The sequence below is a fragment of the Alcaligenes sp. NLF5-7 genome, from assembly GCF_024266725.1.
Taxonomy (GTDB): domain Bacteria; phylum Pseudomonadota; class Gammaproteobacteria; order Burkholderiales; family Burkholderiaceae_B; genus Alcaligenes; species Alcaligenes phenolicus.
Window position 1 is genome coordinate 4,002,086 of sequence record NZ_CP100755.1, and the last position, 20,648, is coordinate 4,022,733.

The following is a 20,648-nucleotide window of genomic DNA, read 5'->3' on the forward strand; positions in this document are numbered from 1 at the left end:
CTCTGCTTGGGGCGACAGCCCCACCCTGTCTTTTATTAGCTTGAGAAACAAGGAGTTTTTATGAAAACCGCTTCACAACATCGCCAGACCTTCAAAGTGGCACTCCATGGGCTTTTCTTCGCCATGGCTTTATTCATCTTGTTCGCTATGTTCACGGGCATGGCTCACGCTGCACCATCAGAGGCCGATCGCATCTCCCAAGCCATGAAGGCGATTTGGGACAGCCCCGAAGCCCCTCTTGTGGTGGAGCCTATCGTAATCGAGGGTGACTACGCCCTGGCGGGTTGGACGCAACTGACACGTGGTGGTCGTGCGCTATTAAAGAGTCATCATGGGGAATGGAATGTTCATATGTGTGGTGGCGATGGCTTGAACGATGTCGAGACTCTAACCATGGCAGGCATGAGCGCTGAAGCGGCAGAACGCCTGGTCAAGAACACTAGCGCAGCAGAAGCCAAACTGCCCGCCGAAGTGACCGCCAAATTCTCCACCTTTGGAGACAATATGGTGGTGGATCACAACCATCAACCCGACTAATCCAGGAAGGAGAACCCGCTGCGCAAGGACTGAGTCAACAAGGAATCAGTGCACCGGGCCGGGCCGCCGGGCCGCCGGATCGCAACTTGCCCTACTCAGTCTGAGTGTGGTCATGCCCGCACTGTCCACACTTCTTGCGCGGAAAGGGCGAATAACTGGTGAACAAGCTCTGGCTACCCATGAACGGCGACAAACCGCACTTTGGGCAAGTAAAAACGGTCATGGCTACCAAGCCCTGGCCCAGAATATAAAAGCCAAAGACTAAAAACCCGAAGGTCCCCAACACACGGTCGAACACAGGCAGCCCAAAATACAAGGCGACCAGGAGCAAGATATTGAACAAGGTGAACAGCCAGGCTTTTTTGTAGAGCGACATTAATGACCTTTTAAAACCAGCTCCCACAGCCAGGAAGTGATTTAGCGATTTAATTCAAGCGTGGACAGTTTACGGGATTCAGTCCGCATGGGAGAGGACTGAGCAAGCTGGTCACAATTTCGCCCCGGCCGTGACAAGCGGGCAGCTATCCCGCACAAGCGATGAATGTTTCTGAATGCAATGTTCCGGCAATACCCATCCCTCATGATCTAGGATCTTCCAACAAAATCCCCAACGGACCATGAACCTCGCTTCTTTGCACTCTCTTGTCCCCGCCCGACAACAGCTTCTGCGTGCCCTGGGTATCGCCCTGTTGCCCTTGGCCTTGGCAGCCTGCGACAGCGGCTCCAGCACAGGCGGCAGCCACTCCCCCGAAGCCCCCGTCGTGACGCCACCCGTCACTGAAGACCCGGAACCACCTCGCAACACCGCCTATCTGGACAGCAAGGCAGGCGATGTCATCAAGGTCCGCATCGAAGAACTGCATCCCACCCAAGCGGCCATTGGCTACGATCAGGTTTACTACAAGCTGGGACGCTGGCAAGGCGATCTGGATCGGCCCACCTGGGCTAAGGACCCCAAACAGCAACTGGACTACCTGAATCGCACCATCGGCAAGAAGTTTGACGACTACTGCGAGGATATGGGCGGAACCGAACGTGCTCAAAAATTTCTGACCATCGCTGAGGTTCAAGCTGCCCGCCTGGACCAGCCCACCACCTATCTGTGCAAAGACCCTCTGGGCTCGCAAACAGAAAACCTGAAAACCGTGGTCGTAGGCTGGGACGGCAATCTCTATCTGACCGATGGCCACCACACCTTCTCATCCCTGCGCGAAATCCCGGACGGCGGCCCCAAACTGCCCGTCTGGGTAAAAGTCAGCGCCAACTACAGCGACATCCGCGAAGCGTCCGCCTTCTGGGAGCGCATGAGCAAAGAGAAACTGGTCTGGCTGCGTGATGGTGAAAACCAGGCTATTACTGTCGAGCAACTGCCTACCCGCGTTGGGCTGGCCAGCGAAAAAGAAGCCGGTGGCATGCAGGAAGATCGCTATCGCTCCCTGGTGTATTTCACCCGCGACCTTGCCTATAAAAACGGCAAGCTGCCTGAATACGCAGAGTTTCTGTGGGGCGACTGGCTGCGCCGCCAAGCTTCCGGGGGCCAACTGCCCAAGCTGGACGAATACCAGATGGCCCCACCCGCCACACCGACCCAGATTCTGGCGGTGAGCACCTTGAACAAGACCTTGAAACCCGGTGGTTCAAACGACAGCTACGCGGCTGCCGTGCGCGATGCAGCCTTGAAAATGACGGCTCTGAAAGACACGGATCTGGTCTTTGAAGACCGTGATGCAGCAGCTTTAGGCCGTATCGTCCTGGAACCGGACGCTGCCAGTGACTCCGACACTAAAACAGCGCGCGACACCTTGGAAGAACTGCCACGCAACGACGTCAAATCTGACGGTAGCCCACGGGGTGCAGGAAAGCTGTGGTTTGCAGTGAACTACCGCAATTGCGGCAAGCCTGCGGCGGGGACTTGCTGGGGGTGGTAACAGAAGCAGCACATTCTCATCAGGCAGCTCGGTAAGCCCGCTAAATCCTGCCAAATCGGCACACTAAGCTCGGCCGTAATCACATAGCGTGACTACGGCCAGCTATGGCACGAGCACTCTCAAAAGAGGAAGATAACGCTCCGGGTCTATGCTTGAAGGCGTCTTACCGATAGTATAGGCCCCCATCTTTAGATAAAAACCCTCTGCATTTGGATCGGCATCCAGAGTGAATTGAACAAGACCGAGGTCTCTCGCCTTTTTCAGTAAATCAGCCCATAACAACCGTCCTAAGCCTTGACCAATGCTGTCCGGGTCTATAAACAAAGCATCCAGCTTTTCCTCACCAAGATTGAAAGCATAGAAAGCAAGCAGTTGCCCTTCATGCTCCAGCACATAGACGGGATTGCGCTCAATAAATTGCGCACTGACCGTTAAATCCGCTTTGCAAGCTTGCAAAAAACTTTCTGTATAAGCCCAGTAAGCTTTGGAGCGATACGCCAAACAACTCACAGCCTGATGATCTTGCGGTATTGCCTTTCTAATTAACATTCTTAAGAACCAAACATCTGACAAAACACGCCTGTTGTAACCCACCTCTTGTACAACGACATCACTAACACTGGCCTTGCCATGACACGAGTCCCCCCGCAGACAACGCATAAAAAGGCCTACAGCAAAAATGCTGTAGGCCTTTTAAAATTTGGTCGGAACGGAAGGATTTGAACCTTCGACCCCTTGCACCCCATGCAAGTGCGCTACCAGGCTGCGCTACGCCCCGAAAGAATTAAACTATAACCCTGTTCTTCCTTTCTTGCAAGTGTTTTTTAGATTTTTTCTTTCGATTCGAGATTATTGATAGTTAATCCCGGTGCCGATTGAAATCCACACTTGTCTGAACAGGCGGTCTGATTTTCGAAGCTCATTTTACCGAGCTAATCCGCATCAAAACCGTGAAGGCAGGAGTATACCTACTTAGGTAAAAAATGCAAAGCTATTGTGAACAGGCCTGCCCTTCTGATTGCATGATTCGCCATTGAGACAGGCTGGGGCCACCGGGATACAGCAGGCGCTCTGCCGGCAAGCGCTCCCATGGCAGGTCTGTCGTGCGCATGGAAACGCCTCCCGGGGCGGCTCCGACAATGATACGGTCACTGATACAGCCAAAGTCCGCCCTGAAATGTACAGCGCTTTTCAAGACCAGTATCTTCATTTGCTCCGGCTCTATCCCCACAAAACGGAACATGCTTTGATCTGCCATTTGCGACTTGTAGGAGGCCAGAACGATACGCACGCCCTCTATGCGCAAACAGGCACTAGGCCCCAGGTTCATGGCACAGCCTGCGTAATACGGACCGGTGGCGGAGAACTGACCATCGGATACGGACTCGATATAGAAGCGTGCATGCAAGGGCATATCACCGGGAACACCGGATTTACCGCCCAGGGACAGCTCGATGCTTTTACCAACCCCTGCCTGGTGAACCAGAGCAGCGCTTTCCGGATCCACGATCAAGCCTAAAGCCGCATCGGATACCTTGGCTTTCAGCAAGGCACGCAAGAGCCCACAGGTATCGGAGCTGGCACCGCCTCCGGGGTTATCGTGCGCATCGGCAATAATCACCGGGCCTTTGCCGGGATGACTCAGCGCCCATTGCACAGCTTCGTCCGGTTCGTACAGCTTGCCTTGGAAGCCTTGGGCTTTATCAAGCACCTCGTCCAGAAAGCCTGCTAAACGGCTATCGGCTTCTTCCTGCGTCTGCGCATAGGCCCACAAAACCGCTCCGCATTCGGGCACGTCAGCAGCAGGAAAGCCCATGGCGAAGGACACGCTCCCCTCGCCTTCTATTTCTTCCAGCGATGACAAGTGACGGTACAGGCTGGCAGCCGGTTCCATCTCGGTGCTTTGCCAGATCGCCGGGATCAGGAAGGGCAGTCGATGCCAGGCCAATTCCGGGCGACGACCGCTTTGCAGACATCGCATCAGCGCCTGAAAAGTACGCTCACCCGTTTGCGCCATATCCACATGCGGGTAAGTTTTGTACGCCACCAGCATATCGGCCTGCGCCAGCATGGTGTCGCTGACATTGGCGTGCAAGTCCAGACTGGCGACCACCGGCACGTCCGGCCCCACCATCTCGCGCACCAGAACCAGCAAATGCCCTTCCCCATCGTCCCGATGCTCGGCCACCATGGCGCCGTGCAAGTCCAGATACACCGCATCCACGGGCAGAACTTGCTCCAGGCGGTACAGAATCTCCGCCACGATCGCCTCATACGTCATGGCTTCGACGGGAGCGGAAGGACTGGCCGCGGCCCACAATAGCGGGACGCACTCGACCCCGGCTTGTGCGGCGGCGGCCATAAACCCGGCTGCCGGGATATTAGCCCCACGCAAGGCAGGTTCAATCGCCTCTGCGCGGCACATTCCCGGCCAGCCGCCCCCATGCTCAAAGTCCGCCATCGTTGCCATGGCCGGGCCAAAGGTATTGGTCTCGTGCTGAAAACCCGCTACTGCAATACGCATCACTTGTCTCCGATTGCTCTTACGCTTGTCCCGCCAGTTGAAGGCAAAGCTGTTCGTAAATGTCCTTGGCCCCCAGAACATCATCGATCGCTACCGACTCATCCGCCGTATGCGCCTGTGCTTCCTCGCCCGGCCCCAAACCGATGGTGGGAATGCCACGTCGCCCGGCGGACTCGGAGCCATTGGTGCAAAACCACCAGGTATCCATTTCCACCACACGCCCAGCTTGCTGGACCGCTTGCACCATGGCCTGCGCCAAAGGAGCCGACTCATCCAATCGCCAGGCGGGCAAGTCCCGCCCCGGACTGGCCTGCTGACCTGTATAGGTTTGTACCTGACTGTCCACCAGTTCCAGCGAAAAGCCCTCCACCCCTGCGGCTTGCAAGCATTGCTCCATTTGCTTGAGCACCGATTCACTGCTTTCTCCCACCAGGGTGCGACGATCAAAACGGACGGTAACGGAAGAAGGAATCAGCGAAATGGACGGATGCGGGTCAGAAATAATGTCGGTCGGCACCAGCAAAGCCTGCCCCACCTGCGCATCCTGCGGCAATTCCAGCGTCTGTAGGGCCGAAATCGCCCTGGCTGCGGCCTGAATCGGATTAACTCCCAGGTGCGGCAAGGCTGCATGGGCAGGACGGCCTTGCAGGCGCAGCAAGATCTCCTGCCGCCCTTTCTGACCCACCATGATGCGCAAACGCGAAGGCTCACAAATCACTACGGCGGCTGGCGTGCATAGTTCCAGAGCGTGCGACAAGGCATAGCCTTCGATCACTTCCTCCATCACGCTGGCAGACACGGCAATACGCTGTTTCAATGCGCCGCTACGAGCCGCTGCCGCCGCGCCACACAGAGCAGCGGCCAAGCCTGCCTTCATGTCACTGGTGCCGCGCCCATACATGCGGCCGTCCTTGATTTCGGCTCCAAAAGGCTCCACCGTCCAGGTTCCGGCGATCGGCACCACATCCATATGGGCATCGAACAACAGCGCCAGCGGAGCCTGGGCCGGGCCGACAAAACCCAGCACCGAACCTTTTTCATCAACACTGATTTGATCAAAGCCCAAGTCCCGCATGACTTGCTGTACAAAGTCCGCCATGGCCTGCTCTTGTCCGGACAGGCTGGGGATGCGCACAAAAGCCTGTGTCAGGCTGACCGCGTCCCAGGCCAGATCCATTTGCTTGTGTTCGCTCACGCCCATGGCACTACCGCTCCACGTTGCGAGCTGATCAAACCATAAGCCTCTGGTCGACGATGACGCTCAAAGTTGAAGGTCGTGCTTTTGTAGGAATGGCACAGATCCAGATCGCAGCGGGCAATGGCCAGCTCGTCACCCTTGGTCGAGCAAGCCGCAACAATCTCCCCAGACGGCGCAATGATGGCGCTGCCGCCAATCATCTCGATGCCCTCTTCGCTACCCGCCTTGGCCACGCCCACCACCCAGGTGCCGTTCTGATAGGCCCCTGCCTGCATCACCAGATGGTTGTGGAACATGGACAGATCGTCGTGCTCCGGGGCGGGCGGGTTGTGAACCGGCGTGTTGTAGCCCAGCATGACCATTTCCACGCCCTTCAAACCCATGACGCGGTAGGTTTCTGACCAGCGGCGGTCGTTGCACAAAGCCATGCCCATCACGCCCCCAAAGGCCGACCACACACCGAACTCGTGGCCGGGTTCAAAGTAATATTTCTCCAGATGCTGGAAAGCACGCCAGGGCTCGTCCTGGCCGTGACCGGGCAAATGCACCTTGCGATACTTGCCCACAATCGTGCCGGTTTTATCGACCAGAATGGATACGTTAAAGCGACGCTTTACGCCGTTTTCAATGACCAGCTCGGCATAGCCCAGGTAGAAACCTATCTGCAATTTGGCAGCGGCATCAAACAAGGGCTGGGTGTCCGGCCCCGGCATCTGGGTTTCGTAAAAACAATCAAAATCGGAAATATCCTCGCTGAACCAACGCGGGAAAAACGTGGTCAGTGCCAGCTCGGGAAACACCACCACATCAACATCCATTTTCTTGGCCTGATACAAATGGGCCAGCAAGCGGTCAACCACCTGCTTCTTGGTTTCGTTGCGCGCGATAGGACCCAGTTGGGCCGCAGCTACATTGACAAACCTGGACATGAAATATGAACTCCATCAACAATTAAGATCCGCCCTGGGCGGGATTCGGAACGCCCGGCCCCTCTCAATCAAGGGCCAGAAATCGAAAACAGACTGCGCGCCGGGCTGCGCACAAGGCTCAGCCCCCAGTTGCGCTGACACGCGCATCAATCAGGCATAAGCACAAAAATTCTGAAAATCCCAATGCACACCGGGTGCGGATTCCACCAGTTCACGGGTGTAAGCCTGACTAGGCTGGCTAATGACACGGCCTGGGTCCCCGGCCTCCACAATCCGGCCTTTTTGCATCACCACAATGCGATCGGAAATCTGGGCCGCCACCCTTAAATCGTGCGTAATAAACAGGATGGCCACACCAGTTTTGCGCTTGATATCGACCAGCAACTTGAGCACTTGCTCTTGCACCAGCACATCCAGCGCCGACACGGATTCGTCCGCAATCAGGACATCCGGCTCCATCACAATGGCGCGGGCCAGACAAAGCCGTTGCCGCTGACCACCCGAAAATTGATGCGGATAACGTTCGAGCACATCCGCATCCAGCCCCACAATGGACAAGACCTCGGTCACGCGCTCGATAGCGACTTTGGGATCGACGCCGATGTTGTGCATGCCCTCTGTCAAAGATTGGCCAATCGTTACGCGGGGATTCAGCGAGCGATACGGATCCTGAAACACGATCTGCACTTTGCGCCGCTGCGCCAGGCTGCGGTCCTTGCAGGCGGCTGGCAAGGTTTCACCGTTCAGGGTGATCTGCCCCGAGCTGGCCTCGACCAGGCCAATAATGCAGCGGGCCAAGGTGGACTTGCCCGAGCCGGACTCCCCCACGACGCCCAGCACTTCATCACGGCGTATATCCAGATTGATGTCGCTAAGCGCGTGCATCTTGCGACCTTTGGAGAACCAGCAGTCCGAGCCATAGACCTTGCCCAAACCACGGGCGCTCAGCACGACCTCATTTTGCACTTCCTCTTTTGCGGGCGGATGCACATTGGGAACAGAAGCAATCAGGGAGCGGGTATAGGCTTCTTTGGGATTGGACAGAATCTGCTGGCACGTCCCCATTTCCACACTATCGCCACGCTTCATGACCAGAATCCGGTCGGCAATATCCGCCACCACACCAAAGTCGTGCGTCACGAAAATGACCGAGGTACCGCATTCGCTTTGCAGTTCCTTGATCAGGCTTAGAATCTGCTTTTGCGTGGTCACGTCCAACGCCGTGGTAGGCTCATCCGCAATCAACAAACGTGGCTGCAAGATCAAGGCCATGGCAATCATGATGCGCTGGCGCTGACCGCCGGACAGCTCATGCGGATAGGCCATGAAGAGTTTTTCTGGCTCCGGCAAACGCACGCGCTCCAGCATATTGATCACACGCTGGCGACGCTCCTGCCGGGAACTGTTCTTTTCGTGGATACGGATCACTTCGTCGATCTGCTCGCCCACCCGCTGCACCGGATTCAGCGCGGTCATGGGCTCCTGAAACACCATGGACATGGCCGAAGCCCGCAAGGACAGCAAATGCTCCTTGTTCATGGTCAGCAGGTTCTCGCCCATCAGCTCGATACTGCCTTGGCTGACACGCAAGGTATCGGGCGGCAACAAGCCCATGATGGCAAAGGAACTCAAGGATTTGCCCGAGCCGGACTCGCCCACAATGCACAGGGTCTCGCCTGCATACACATCAAAGCTGAGCTTGTTCACCAACTGGCGGGGATTAGTCGCTTTAGTTTCGATGCACAAGTCCTTCACCGACAAAACACAGTGGGGCTTGGTCGTAGAGGTATTCATTGTTATGTCTCCTGCCCTCGTCATTTACAGCCGTGTGACCAGCTTGGGATCCAGAGCATCGCGCAAGGCGTCGCCCAGGACGTTGATACTGAGAATGGTGATGGACAGCACAATGCCGGGGTACAGCACGATGCCGGGAATCAGCTGAAAGTACAGGCGACCTTCGGCAATGATGTTGCCCCAGGAGGCCATCTCGGGAGGGATGCCCGCCCCCAGGAAACTCAAGATCGCTTCCAACAACACCGCCGAGGCAAACACATAAGTGCCCTGCACAATCAAGGGTGCGAAAGTATTGGGGAACATATGGCGCGACAAGATCACGTAGGCCGAGGTCCCTACCGTCATGGCCGCTTCCACATAGGGCTCGGAACGCACGCTAAGGATCACGCCCCGCACCAAGCGTGTCATGCGTGGGATCTCCGGGATGGCAATGGCGATCAGTACCGTGGTCAGGCTGGCTCCGGACACCGACACCAGCGCAATGGCCAGCAAGATGCCAGGGATGGCCATGACACCATCCATCACTCGCATGATGACGGCATCCAGACGGCGGAAGTAACCCGCCAGCGAACCCAGAATCACGCCAAAGAACACGCTGATGGCCAGGACACCGAACCCCACCATGAAGGACACTTGCGCCCCATACACCACGCGGGAATACAAATCCCGACCCAGTGCATCCGTCCCCAGCCAGAACTGCTCGGAAGGCGGTTGCAGACGCACGCTAGGGTCCAGTTGGGTAGGATCTTGCGTACCCAGAAACGGGGCAAAGATCGCCATGGCGGCCATCAGGATCAGGAACAGCAAGGCGGCACGGGCCGAATTGCTGGCGACCACTTTCTTCAATTTGTTGAGCTTTTGCATATTGTTCTACCTGTAAAAAGCGAGGGCTCAATAATCGATACGGGGATCGACCAGCATGTAGGAGATATCAATCAGCAGATTCACCCCTACATACACCAGCGAAAACAGCACGATCAGGCTCTGAATCACCGTAAAGTCGCGCGACAGCACCGCATCCAGCACCAAGCGCCCAAGCCCCGGAATGTTGAAGACCGATTCGGTCACCACCACCCCGCCGATCAGCATGGTGATGCTGATGCCGATAATCGTCAGGATGGGAACTGCCGCATTGCCCAGGGCATGACGTGTCAGGACACGACGCTCGTTCAAGCCTTTGGCACGGGCGGTGCGGATGTAGTCCTCGTTCAAGGTATCGATCACACTGGTGCGCACAATGCGGGTAATCAGGGCGATGTACACCGTACCCAGGGACACCGCCGGCAGAATCAAATGCCGCAGGTGTTCCCACAGGCCTTCACTCAAGGGCTTGTAGCCCTGTACCGGCAACCAGCGCAGCTCCAGCGAAAACAGCAGGATCAACAAATAAGCCACGATGAATACCGGCACGGAAAAGCCCGCCACCGACCCTGCCATCACAAAGCGATCCAGCGACTTGCCTCGATACCAGGCCGAGCACACCCCTAGCGGAATGGAAATGGCCAGGGTGTAGGCCAGGGTCAACAAGGTCAGCGAAGCCGTAGGCCCCAGACGATCCAGCACCAGATCCTTGACCGGGCGGCTGGAGATCAGGGACGTGCCAAAGTCCCCTTGCACCATGCTGCCCAGCCATTGCACAAACTGCACCGGCACTGGCTGGTCCAGCCCCATCTGATGACGGATTTCCGCGATCTGTGCATCCGTCGCGTTATCACCCGCCACCAGTACAGCGGCATCGCCATGTGTCATGCGCAGGACCACAAAGATCACCAGCGCCACAATCAGCAATACCGGGATGGTGGCCAGTACGCGCTTGAAAATAAGCCCAATCATCGCTTCTCCACATTCCAGAAGACCGGAACCGGCGTTTGCAGAAAGCCATTCAGGTTCTTGCGCACGGCGCTGACCATCTTGAACTCACCCAGAGGGACGATCACACCTTCATCCATGATGTGTTTTTGCAAGTCCGTGGCCAAACGCACCAGCTCGGACTCACCACTGGCGCGGGCAAATTCCATGCGTGTCTTTTCAATGGCAGGGACATCCGGCCAGCCAAACCAGGCCTTGTCGCCGTTGGAGGCCACCGCCATGAAGCTCAGCGGATTGCTGACATCCACCAGCCCGGAATAGGTGGTGATGATGCTCCAGCCCCCCTCTTGCACGGGACGCTTGGAGGTGCGGCGAGTCTGCACGGTTTGCCAGTCCATGGCTTCCACATTGACGGTGAACCCGGCATTGCGCAGTTGCTGGGCAATCACAGGCACCACGGGCGAAGTCAGGAAGTCGGTGGGATGCAGCAAGACCACGGGCTCGCCCTTGTAGCCGGCCTGCTCCAGCAGCTTTTTCGCACCGGCAGCATCCCCCTTGAAGTAGGCTTCAGAACCGGCTTGTGACGGGAAAACGCTGTGGCATCCAAACACGGCACCACACGTTTCAAAGTATTCCGGGTTGCCCACTTGCGCCTGCATCAAGGGCTTCTGGTTCAGCGCCATCAGGGCGGCCTGACGCACTTGCTTGTTATTGAATGGCGGCTGCAGGAAGTTAAAGCGCATCTCGGTCTGCGCGCCCCGAGCCGTAGAAGCATTCAGAACAATGTCCGACTCGTTTTGCAGCAGGGGCAAGAGGTCCAGCTGAACCTGATCGATCACATCAATCTCGCCACTGCGCAGCGCGTTCACCCCGGTCATGGCATCCGGCATGGCGACCCAACGCACACGGTCTACCTTGACCCGCTTACCACCGGCCAGGCCGCTGGCAGGCTCATTACGGGGTACGTAGTCCGGGTTTTTCTCGAACACGGCCTGCACACCTGGGCGGTATTCCTTCTCCACAAATCGGAATGGGCCCGAACCCACGGTAGAAGTAATCGCCTGGCTGACTGGCGTGCGTGCCACCTCCTTGGGCATGACGAACAACGGCAAGGAGCTGGGCTTGCCCATGGCGCGCAACGCGATGTCGGTCGGGAAAGAGAACTGCATCACAAAGGAGCGGTCATCCACGACCTCCATCTTGGTCAGGAACTCCGTCATGATCTGGCCCATCTTGTCCAGCTGAATCCAGCGCTTGATGGACTCGACCGCATCTTCAGCCGTCACGGGCGAGCCATCATGCCAGCGCAGGTTTTCACGCAAAGTCATGGTGTAGGTCTGACCGTCCTCGGACACTTTCCAGCCTTCCAGCATCTGGGGTTTGACCTGCCCCTGCGCATCTTCCGCCAGCAAGGTGTCGTACACCATATAGCCGTAGTTACGCACAATGTAGGAGGTAGTAATGACTGGATCCAGGGAGCGCAGTGGCGCTTCCATTACGGCGGTCAGCGTGGTTTGCGCACTGACGGCCGCAGGGGCAATCGCCGTGATGGCAAGGGCAGCCCAGACAGCGGCTAACGATTTGGCAGGACGCAAGCGGTCCTTAAGCAGGTTGCTCATGTTTTGTCTCTCCAGGTAGTTAAAAGCGGTCCGCCTTTGCTCTTGTGGCGGCGGTCCCGTCATCAGGGATTTACTGCTTATTCACGGGCCAGCTCCACCAAGGTCGATAGCAGAATCGAACATCCCGCTATCAGGTCTTTATCGCGGGTAAACTCTGCCGGGTTGTGGCTCAAACCACGTACACTCGGTACAAAAATCATGCCTGTGGGGCAGGAGCGAGCCAGCATCTGCGCATCGTGCCCGGCACCGCTGGGCATGCGCTTGACCGAGCAGCCCAGATCCTTGGCGTGTTGCTCGACCTTGCTGATCAAGCGTTCATCAAACTGCACAGGATCAAAGCGGGCCAAATGGCGATGCTTGATCTGCACACCCTCACGCTCGGCCGCCTGCCGGGCGAAATCCAGCACTTCCTGTTCGGCCTGATCCAGGCTGGCCTTGTCCACATTGCGCAAATCCACGGTAAATACGGCTTTGCTGGGGATCACATTGACCAGATTCGGAAACAGCTCGCAGCGCCCTACTGTGCCCAGTTGCGGCGGGCCGTAACGCTCAGTCAACTGGCGCACAAAACTACCAATTTGCTGCGCCACGACACCGGCATCATGACGCAGGTGCATGGGCGTGGTGCCCGCATGGTTGGAGACACCATGCACCTCAAACTCCAGCCAGCAAATCCCTTGCACGCCAGTCACGGCACCAATATCAATGCTTTCATGCTCCAGAACCGGGCCCTGCTCAATATGCAGTTCCATATAGGCATGCACATCAGGTTGGCCGCAAGGCACGGAACCGGCGTAGCCAATACGCTCCAGATTCTCGCGCACGGTGCTGCCATCAATGCCCACGGTGTCCAGTGCTTCCTGCAAGGACAAGCCACCTTGAAACACCAGACTGCCCATCATGTCCGGTGCAAAGCGCGCTCCTTCCTCATTGGTAAAGGCCACCACTTGCAAGGGACGATCCAGTTGCACATCGGCATCATTCAAGCTGGCCACCACTTCCAGCCCCGCCAGCACACCCAGATTGCCATCGTAGCGTCCGCCAGTACGCACGGTATCAATGTGCGAACCCGTCATGACCGGTGCCACATCCAGACGGCCAGCGCGTGTCCCGATAATGTTGCCGATCTGATCAATCTCTACACTCATGCCCAGATCACGCATCCAGCTGACCACCTGATCGCGGCCCGCCTTGTCCTCGTCCGTCAAGGCCAGGCGACAGACACCGCCCCCGTCGATTGCACCAATCTGCGCCAACTGCGCAATACGCTGCAGCAGGCGTTCGCCATTAATGGCTAAACATGTGCTGGCTGGGCTGTTCATACCGGCTCCTGAGCCAGCACTTCTTTGGCGCTCATACCGACAATGCGCTGATACAGCTCTGCATCGGTATCACCTTCGCTGGCAAAAAATAGGATTTGGCTGTTTTCATCAATACCCAATGCCTGACGCCAGTCCGCTTGCTCGCACGCAGCCATGCAAGCCGCCACACCGGCCACGGCAGACTCACCCGCCACAATCGGCGCATCACCTTTATCGGCACGGGCCAGACGGCGCATGGTTTGCAAGGCGGCATCGTCTTCCAGCGTCATATAGGCATAGGTGCCGGGATCCAGAATTTCCCAGGCCAGCAAGGAGATTTCGCCGCAAGCCAGACCGGCCATCACCGTATTCAAATCGCCGGTGACCGTGACGGGCTTACCTTGAACAGCACTTTGGAACAGGCAATCGGCCTTGTTGGGTTCCACCACAATCAAGCGAGGGCGCTGCGCACCCAGACGCTCCCACATATGGGCGCATACGGCCGCCGCCAAACCACCCACACCACCCTGAATAAAGACGTGAGTCACCGGCTTGCCCGAAGCAATCTGATCCAGCGCTTCCTGCACCATCACGGTGTAGCCCTGCATCACATCCTTGGGCACATCCATATAGCCCGGGTAGGACGTATCGGACACCACAAAATAGCCATGCTCTTTGGCATCTTCAGCAGCTTGGCGCACCGAATCATCGTAATTGCCGGGCACGCGTACTACCTTTGCCCCGTAAGAGGCAATGGCCTGCTCACGACCAGTACTGACATGCTCATGGATATAGATCACGCACTGACAACCGGCATTCTTCGCCCCCCAAGCCACCGAGCGGCCATGATTGCCATCGGTCGCGCAGGTCACGGTCAAACCCGCAATAAAGTCCTTGTAGGCAGGACTCTTCAGATCATCCAGCGTCAGGCTGGCATTGCCGGTATGGGCCTGTAGCTGGCGCAACAGCAAACGGTTGACGGCATAAGCACCGCCCAAGGCCTTGAAGCTGCCCAAACCAAAACGACCGGCCTCATCCTTGTAGTACACCCCGCCCACCTTCATCTGCGCAGCCAGACCGGGCAAATGACGCAAAGGGGTCGGCGCATAACCAGGCCACTGCACGATGCTGGCCTGAGCCTGCTCGAAGGCGGCTACCGACAAAATCGATTGCAAGGAAGCGTCGTATTCCTGACTATCCTGAACGCAACGGGGGTTCAGATACAGTTGCACCGCGCCTTGCTCCCGAACGGCATGTTTGTTCATGTCTGCTCCACTTTTATGGGTTTAATTATTGGACTTCAAGTCCTGAAAACTGCGATGAATGGATTCAATCTTCTGTAACTTGCGAGCCACCTGGGTCTCGGCCTGCAGGGCCACCCGGCTGACCAGGTAATTGATCAGGCTGAGCGTGCCGGTATGCGAGTCAAACAAGTACTCCCCGCGTGTCGCCACCGTGAACGCGATGTCTTGCGAACGCAGCAAGGAACTTTCCAGACCATCCGTCAAAAAAGCCATCTGTACCGACTCGCCCCGCAGATGCTCCACCAAGGAAGGCAAGAGCACCGAGCGGCGACGAAAATCCATCACCAGGGCCAGATCCCCTGCTTCCACATCGGCCAGTTGCTCGGTCAGATGGGCCACCGTGCCCACCGCCAGATGCACATCCGGGCGCAGCTGCTGCAGTAAAGAGTGGGCGTAGCACGCCAGGATCTGGCCATTGCGGAAACCAAACACCCAGATGCGTCGTGCTTTCAGGGCGGCTTGGGTGAAGTTGTCCAGATGCTGTTCAGTAATGTTCTGGAAGGTGGTGGAAATGTTCTGTACGTCTGCATTGATAAACGGCGTCATATCGGCCTGAATACCGCTGCTGGACATGGAGTGCAGACGCTTGAAGGGAGCGCCGTCACCCATTTGCTCGCGGGCCGTGACCCGGAATTCGTTAAAGCCGTTAAAACCCAGACGCCGGAAAAAGCGCACCGCGGTAGCCGCCGATACACCTGCTTTCTCGGCCAGTTCCTGGGCGGAGTAAGTCGCCAGCTGCCCCATATGAGACAGGACCACATCGGCCAACCGCCGCTCCGCGCTGGGCAGGACATCGAGAATATCCAGGATCGAATCTTTGATGACCATGACACAACCTAAAATTGAAATTTGTTTTTCATATAATACTTGATAAAATTTTAATTTCAATTATGGATGTAATGATTTGGCTCCGTATTTACCCTTGGGAGCAGAAAAAAAGAAAGAAGATCATGATCTCACGTCCACCAAGAGTGGCTTCAAATAAGGCCCACAGAGAAAAATAAGGGATAAACCCTTATTGGGAAAAATTTCTGTTTCCTGGCAATGAAAGCATAAAGCCCATGATGAAATTTAAATTTCATCATGGGCTTTGGTAAGACAAATTTCAGAACCAAGGCCGCTTGCAGAAGCCAGAAAAACCCCGTCAAGTGGGCCTATTGCGCTGGCAACAAAGACAAACAACGCGCAATCAGAATATCGGCCAAGGACAGACTTCTGGCCACACTCCGGGACCAGAGCGCATACATCTGGCAAGCCAGCATGGCATCCTCAACATCAAGCGCCAACAGTTCACATCGATACGCGGATGCCTCTTGCAAGGCTTGTCGCATCACGCCCCCATTTTTAACGATCGTTAGAAATGGGGGGGATTACCCGATGACAAGTACTGAGACAGCTCACGCCACTCCTTGGCAAAGTAATAGCGCAGGAAACGCTGTTGGGCATGCCAGCGCACCCGTCTGAACAGACCGGCACCGGCACGAGCCTGGCGATGCGCCACAATATCGCGCCAGAGTTGGTCGGGTTCAAACCCGGTCCAGATTGAAGGGATGGGGGCAAGCGCGTTGGAATAGCAAACCGGCGCCACCCACTCGAACAAAGCCCTTTCTACATGGTGGACCGAAAAGTACTTGGCCACGTTCGCAATAGCCTGGTAATTAACCGGCCTATCTACAAACAATTCCGACAAGGCTTCACACAACGCCTTATCGCTTGGCTGATCACTCAAGATGTAACTCCTTCTCTCCAGCCATTTCCCCCTTTGATAATGAAGGGAACTACCATAACATCCAGCGACACACCGTCCGGTGGTCCAGACGATACTGGGCAGCTAAGGATCACGCCCCTATCTGCGTTGATCAATATGTCTGTGCAACTTCTAGCTTGAATGCTTCTGTGTACATCGCCATATAAAACACCCCAAAGCTTGGATGGGTATCAAACTTTTGGGGTGCAGTTCAATTTTTCAACAGGCGGGCATTTTTGCGTGTGGAAATGCTTAATTCTTCCAGCATCCGCCGTTGAAGCCTTGCCAGGTACCAAGCTGTCTCCAGAAATTAACCCGAATGTGCACGCTTGCCGGGATTTTTCTTGCTGCGGGTATGCGCACCGCGCTCCTGGCTAACACGTTGCCCCCGGAATTTCGTGCTGAGGTTCACGCCCTTGGGGGGGGCAGGAGGGGGAGTACGCTTACGGTCGGCTTCAGTAACAATTTTGGTGCCCATGGAAATCTCTCCGGTTTGGTTAAATTTACTCTTGCTTCACATTCGCTCGGTTCATCTTGGCAGCAGGAACTAGGCAGGCGTATGCCCGACAATGCCTGAATGTACATAGGCACGCCTGACAGATCGAATCACCACGGATAACCTGTCAGCCACGCTAGCATAGCAGGCATTGGCCCAACCGACCCCATAACCACGAACGCTCTCGCAAGGCACGATGTATGGACGTACACGCACTTTGGTATGGTTGCAGCAGTAGCCCCTACCCTTTCAAGGCACGAGCCGTATGTGTTTTTCCATACAAGGGTGAACCCATAGCGAAATGGATGCCTCTGGTGGGCTGCCAAGTGACGAGCGGCCCAACCGTGAGAGGATTTGTACCAATGTCCAGCCAATGCCGGTTTCAGCGCAGTGCGAGTACATGACTTAAAGCACACATTTGGGCGACGGCTGCGTGCTGCGGGAATGCATTTGGCAAACAGGCAAGTTCTGCTAGATCCCACGAATGGGTCAATCACAACAGACTATTCAGCCGCTGATTTGTCCAAATTGCTGAACGAAGTTGAGAAGCTTGCCCACAATGCCGAAAAAGCGCCGGCGGTTACGCTTCTGAGAAGACGGGGTGATCGGTGAAAAACGAGTCCCCACAGAATCCCCACAGCAATGAACAAGGGCTTACAGCAATAATGCTGTAAGCCCTTGATAAATATGGTCGGAACGGAAGGATTAGCACCTTCGACCCATTGCACCCCATGCAAGTGCGCTACGCCCCGAAAGAATCAAGCCCCGACCCTGTTTGCTCTGTTGTGCAAGCTTTTTCTTAAGAAGCATCTAGCTTAGGCCGAGTGGCTTACTACAAAAAACCTGGTGGTTTACATCAAAAGGCCAATTACCGCCAGAGGCCCAGACTCCTAGGATACCCCTTAAGACCCTTCTGTTCGCTCAGTAACGAACAGTGGCAGGACGTACACACAAACAACAAGGGGAAGAGAAGTGTCCAGGCGATCAATAAAAAGACAAGCTCTGCAAAACGTCGGTCTCTTCCCAGCCAGAACCTCGTTTCTGCGCCGGTTCTGGCTGGATTCCTTTACCCTGCTGGTACTGACCGCGTGTAGCACCAGCCTGTATGCCGCCTCCTACGAGGATTGGATCAAACAGGCACGCCAAGGCCAATACCAATCCGCCATTGCCGGCTTGCAGCAGTACCGGCAACAGCATCCGCAAGAGACACGTGTCCAGCTTGATCTGATGCGCATTCATGCCTGGGCAGGCCAGCCGCAAGAGGTCATCCGCCTGTACCAAAGCTGGCCGACCAACCTGCCCTTGCCGGCCGATGTATTGCTGCTGACAGCACGCGCCTACAAAGATGCGCGCCAATGGACACCGGCCCAAAACCTGTATCGGGAAGGAATGCGGCGCTTTCCACAACAAGCCGCCTTCACCATGGGCCTGTGCATGAGCCTGGCCGATGCCGGACTGACTGCCCAGGCCTTGAGCTGCGCCCAGCAACTGCAGCCGGCCACACGCCAAAACACCATGTACCTGCTGACGCGCAGCTACATCTACCGCGCTGCCGGCCAGAACTACGAAGCCCTGCGCGTCAGCCAGGACGCTCTGGCTGTCCAGCCAGACAAAACCGATGTTATCCGGGATTATGACCAGTCCCTGCATGCCGCCGGACTGCACCGCCAGGCGATGGAATGGCAAACACAACATCCCGACATCTTCTCGAACGCAGACCTGGCTGACCGTCAAGCCGACTATGCCGCTGAATTGACACGGCTGTCGCCCCAGCCCACACGCACACTACCCGAACGTTTTCTGGTCGCCAATCGAGCCATCGCGTTGCAAGACAAACTGGCTGACAGCGCCAGCTTTCTGGGTAACCCCGCTTTCGCCCGCCGCATCCGTGGTGACCGTCTGATTGCGATGGACACACGCGAAGACGCACCCTCTACAGTAGACATTGCTCCCGAACGGGCGGCCCAATATCCAGGCTATGCCTACGCCTCGCTAGGAGCCCTGCAACTGCGCGCCCGTCACCCCGAACAAGCCGTATCCAGCTACGAGCGGGCGTTGGCCGAACCCTCGCTGGACGCAAAAACACGCACACGCTATCAAACCGGATTGGCCTTTTCCTTGCTGGAGTCTGGCCGCGAAGATCAGGCACTGGCATTGGCCGAGCGCATGGAAAAAGACATGCCCGCCACTCGCTGGCTACGCGGGAATCCAATCCCCCAGCCCAATCCAGGCTATACCGACGCCTTGATTTTGAAAAACTCGCTCTATACCTATACGGGTTTGCTCAAGGAGGCGCGCGAAAATCTGGGCAAGGCCAGCGCACAGGCACCGAGTAACGTCAACCTACGCGTGCCGCTGGCCGATGCCCAGCGCATGTCGGGCATGCCACGGGCGGCGGAACGCAATCTGAAGATCGCCGAAACCTACGCGCCGCGCCAAGAAGACGTCATCATCAGCCAGGCCCAGACCGCCCTGGATCTGCACGAATACCGCCAGGCCGAAGAACTATTGGCGTATGCCAAAGCGCACTACCCCACCAATATGCGGGTCGCGGAACTGGAAAAAGACTGGCAGTCCTACCGCAAGAACGAATTGATCCTGCGCAGCGGTTTTGAAACCAGCAACGGCGGCGATATCTCGGGCAATGACGGCATTCGCACCGAGGCGCAATGGTACAGCGCCCCCATCAACTACAACTGGCGCGCCACCGCCCTGGCCGGTCACCTTGATACCAGCGACGAGCTTGGTCACAACGTGAACTGGCAGGGAGCCGGCCTGGAGTACCGCGGCCGCGACTGGCAATCACAGTTGACAATCAACAACCAGAACTGGGGTCAGGGCAACAAGATGGGAGCCAGCCTGCAGCTTGATCACGAGCTGAGCGATCACTGGAGCATCGGCGGCACCCTGGACTATCGCACCCTGGATATTCCGAATCGCGCCCTGGCCGCAGGCATCACGGCCAACCAGGGACAAGTACGGCTGCGCTGGAAAAACGGCCCCGAACAATGGGTGCAAGCCGCCTATACCGGGACAAAATTCTCTGACAACAACGTACGTCAGAGTCTGCAGATCACAGGTAACCAACGCATCTACACCAGCCCGCGCATCAAGGCCGACGCCCAGCTGGAACTATGGGCTTCCGGCAACAAAGACGAAGACAGACCCTACTACAGCCCACGGCGCGAATACATGGCTGTGCCTGCCCTACGTCTGGAGCACCTGCTTTACCAACACTATGACGAGCGCCTGACCCAAGCCCTCACACTGGGTGTGGGCTTACATCACCAAAGCGGCTATGGCAATGGCACCGTAGGTTCCGTCGCCTACGAACTGAACTACCAGCACGACCGCAATCTGGAAGTCGGCCTGCGCCTGCAGGCCCTGTCCCGCCCCTATGACGGCCAGCGCGAACAGCAGTACAGCGGCATGGTTGAACTCAAGATCAAATTCTAAGCGGCC

Annotated in this window: 17 protein-coding genes and 1 tRNA gene; 3 read left to right on the top strand and 15 right to left on the bottom strand. The window is 56.7% G+C overall.

Annotation, left to right across the window (positions count from 1 at the left end; genetic code table 11):
• The first annotated feature begins 60 nt into the window (after window positions 1-60).
• The gene (locus MID00_RS18445) at window positions 61-537 is read left to right on the top strand and encodes a copper uptake system-associated protein (RefSeq protein WP_254499287.1); all 477 of its coding nucleotides are present in this window, start codon (window positions 61-63) and stop codon (window positions 535-537) included.
• A gap of 91 nt (window positions 538-628) precedes the next feature.
• Here the strand turns inward: MID00_RS18445 and MID00_RS18450 are convergent, their stop codons facing one another.
• The gene (locus MID00_RS18450) at window positions 629-913 is read right to left on the bottom strand and encodes a hypothetical protein (RefSeq protein ID WP_009454242.1); all 285 of its coding nucleotides are present in this window, start codon (window positions 911-913) and stop codon (window positions 629-631) included.
• Between the two features lie 241 nt (window positions 914-1,154).
• Here MID00_RS18450 and MID00_RS18455 point away from each other — a divergent pair, with 241 nt between their 5' ends.
• Window positions 1,155-2,465: a ParB/Srx family N-terminal domain-containing protein gene (locus tag MID00_RS18455; protein WP_254499288.1), complete on the top strand. Its 1,311-nt coding sequence runs from the start codon at window positions 1,155-1,157 to the stop codon at window positions 2,463-2,465.
• A 102-nt stretch (window positions 2,466-2,567) separates the two neighbouring features.
• On the opposite strand, the gene MID00_RS18460 is transcribed toward MID00_RS18455, so the two are convergent.
• The 14 genes from MID00_RS18460 to MID00_RS18525 form a co-directional block, all read right to left on the bottom strand.
• Window positions 2,568-3,014 carry a GNAT family N-acetyltransferase gene (locus MID00_RS18460; RefSeq protein ID WP_060185012.1) on the bottom strand — a complete coding sequence of 149 codons (447 nt, stop codon included), beginning with the start codon at window positions 3,012-3,014 and terminating at the stop codon, window positions 2,568-2,570.
• Window positions 3,015-3,166: 152 nt separating this feature from the next.
• Window positions 3,167-3,243 (bottom strand) — tRNA-Pro (locus MID00_RS18465).
• A 213-nt stretch (window positions 3,244-3,456) separates the two neighbouring features.
• Window positions 3,457-4,989, bottom strand: a complete 1,533-nt coding sequence (locus MID00_RS18470; protein ID WP_254499289.1) for a M81 family metallopeptidase — start codon at window positions 4,987-4,989, stop codon at window positions 3,457-3,459.
• A gap of 19 nt (window positions 4,990-5,008) precedes the next feature.
• Window positions 5,009-6,190, bottom strand: coding sequence for a YgeY family selenium metabolism-linked hydrolase (locus tag MID00_RS18475; RefSeq protein WP_254499291.1), 1,182 nt, complete (start codon window positions 6,188-6,190; stop codon window positions 5,009-5,011).
• Window positions 6,181-7,116, bottom strand: a complete 936-nt coding sequence (locus MID00_RS18480; RefSeq protein ID WP_060185009.1) for an N-carbamoyl-D-amino-acid hydrolase — start codon at window positions 7,114-7,116, stop codon at window positions 6,181-6,183. Before MID00_RS18480 ends, MID00_RS18475 begins: the two co-directional genes overlap by 10 nt.
• Before the next feature lie 150 nt (window positions 7,117-7,266).
• Window positions 7,267-8,910 carry an ABC transporter ATP-binding protein gene (locus MID00_RS18485; RefSeq protein WP_254499293.1) on the bottom strand — a complete coding sequence of 548 codons (1,644 nt, stop codon included), beginning with the start codon at window positions 8,908-8,910 and terminating at the stop codon, window positions 7,267-7,269.
• Window positions 8,911-8,934: 24 nt separating this feature from the next.
• Window positions 8,935-9,774, bottom strand: a complete 840-nt coding sequence (locus MID00_RS18490) for an ABC transporter permease (RefSeq protein ID WP_009454332.1) — start codon at window positions 9,772-9,774, stop codon at window positions 8,935-8,937.
• A gap of 27 nt (window positions 9,775-9,801) precedes the next feature.
• Window positions 9,802-10,743 carry an ABC transporter permease gene (locus tag MID00_RS18495; protein WP_254499294.1) on the bottom strand — a complete coding sequence of 314 codons (942 nt, stop codon included), beginning with the start codon at window positions 10,741-10,743 and terminating at the stop codon, window positions 9,802-9,804.
• Window positions 10,740-12,338, bottom strand: a complete 1,599-nt coding sequence (locus MID00_RS18500) for an ABC transporter substrate-binding protein (protein ID WP_254499295.1) — start codon at window positions 12,336-12,338, stop codon at window positions 10,740-10,742. Before MID00_RS18500 ends, MID00_RS18495 begins: the two co-directional genes overlap by 4 nt.
• A gap of 77 nt (window positions 12,339-12,415) precedes the next feature.
• Window positions 12,416-13,660, bottom strand: coding sequence for a Zn-dependent hydrolase (locus tag MID00_RS18505; RefSeq protein WP_254499296.1), 1,245 nt, complete (start codon window positions 13,658-13,660; stop codon window positions 12,416-12,418).
• Entirely contained in the window at window positions 13,657-14,904 is a 1,248-nt protein-coding gene (locus MID00_RS18510; RefSeq protein ID WP_083053577.1) for a diaminopropionate ammonia-lyase, read from the bottom strand. The genes MID00_RS18505 and MID00_RS18510 overlap by 4 nt, the downstream gene beginning before the upstream one ends.
• 21 nt (window positions 14,905-14,925) lie before the next feature.
• Entirely contained in the window at window positions 14,926-15,771 is an 846-nt protein-coding gene (locus MID00_RS18515; RefSeq protein WP_009454338.1) for a MurR/RpiR family transcriptional regulator, read from the bottom strand.
• Window positions 15,772-16,297: 526 nt separating this feature from the next.
• On the bottom strand, window positions 16,298-16,672 hold the full coding sequence (locus MID00_RS18520; protein ID WP_254499298.1) for a hypothetical protein: 375 nt from the start codon (window positions 16,670-16,672) through the stop codon (window positions 16,298-16,300).
• A 328-nt stretch (window positions 16,673-17,000) separates the two neighbouring features.
• Complete coding sequence (locus tag MID00_RS18525) at window positions 17,001-17,168, bottom strand: hypothetical protein (protein ID WP_254499300.1); 168 nt, start codon at window positions 17,166-17,168, stop codon at window positions 17,001-17,003.
• A 990-nt stretch (window positions 17,169-18,158) separates the two neighbouring features.
• Between MID00_RS18525 and pgaA the strand changes: the two genes are divergently transcribed.
• Complete coding sequence (gene pgaA / locus MID00_RS18530) at window positions 18,159-20,642, top strand: poly-beta-1,6 N-acetyl-D-glucosamine export porin PgaA (protein ID WP_250757207.1); 2,484 nt, start codon at window positions 18,159-18,161, stop codon at window positions 20,640-20,642.
• Window positions 20,643-20,648: the final 6 nt, after the last annotated feature.

What these genes read in the sequence shown, in the direction of transcription:
- MID00_RS18445 (WP_254499287.1), top strand. Translation starts at nt 61, where the DNA reads ATGAAAACCGCTTCACAACATCGCCAGACCTTCAAAGTGGCACTCCAT.
- MID00_RS18450 (WP_009454242.1), bottom strand. Translation starts at nt 913, where the DNA reads ATGTCGCTCTACAAAAAAGCCTGGCTGTTCACCTTGTTCAATATCTTG.
- MID00_RS18455 (WP_254499288.1), top strand. Translation starts at nt 1,155, where the DNA reads ATGAACCTCGCTTCTTTGCACTCTCTTGTCCCCGCCCGACAACAGCTT.
- MID00_RS18460 (WP_060185012.1), bottom strand. Translation starts at nt 3,014, where the DNA reads ATGTTAATTAGAAAGGCAATACCGCAAGATCATCAGGCTGTGAGTTGT.
- MID00_RS18470 (WP_254499289.1), bottom strand. Translation starts at nt 4,989, where the DNA reads ATGCGTATTGCAGTAGCGGGTTTTCAGCACGAGACCAATACCTTTGGC.
- MID00_RS18475 (WP_254499291.1), bottom strand. Translation starts at nt 6,190, where the DNA reads ATGGGCGTGAGCGAACACAAGCAAATGGATCTGGCCTGGGACGCGGTC.
- MID00_RS18480 (WP_060185009.1), bottom strand. Translation starts at nt 7,116, where the DNA reads ATGTCCAGGTTTGTCAATGTAGCTGCGGCCCAACTGGGTCCTATCGCG.
- MID00_RS18485 (WP_254499293.1), bottom strand. Translation starts at nt 8,910, where the DNA reads ATGAATACCTCTACGACCAAGCCCCACTGTGTTTTGTCGGTGAAGGAC.
- MID00_RS18490 (WP_009454332.1), bottom strand. Translation starts at nt 9,774, where the DNA reads ATGCAAAAGCTCAACAAATTGAAGAAAGTGGTCGCCAGCAATTCGGCC.
- MID00_RS18495 (WP_254499294.1), bottom strand. Translation starts at nt 10,743, where the DNA reads ATGATTGGGCTTATTTTCAAGCGCGTACTGGCCACCATCCCGGTATTG.
- MID00_RS18500 (WP_254499295.1), bottom strand. Translation starts at nt 12,338, where the DNA reads ATGAGCAACCTGCTTAAGGACCGCTTGCGTCCTGCCAAATCGTTAGCC.
- MID00_RS18505 (WP_254499296.1), bottom strand. Translation starts at nt 13,660, where the DNA reads ATGAACAGCCCAGCCAGCACATGTTTAGCCATTAATGGCGAACGCCTG.
- MID00_RS18510 (WP_083053577.1), bottom strand. Translation starts at nt 14,904, where the DNA reads ATGAACAAACATGCCGTTCGGGAGCAAGGCGCGGTGCAACTGTATCTG.
- MID00_RS18515 (WP_009454338.1), bottom strand. Translation starts at nt 15,771, where the DNA reads ATGGTCATCAAAGATTCGATCCTGGATATTCTCGATGTCCTGCCCAGC.
- MID00_RS18525 (WP_254499300.1), bottom strand. Translation starts at nt 17,168, where the DNA reads ATGGGCACCAAAATTGTTACTGAAGCCGACCGTAAGCGTACTCCCCCT.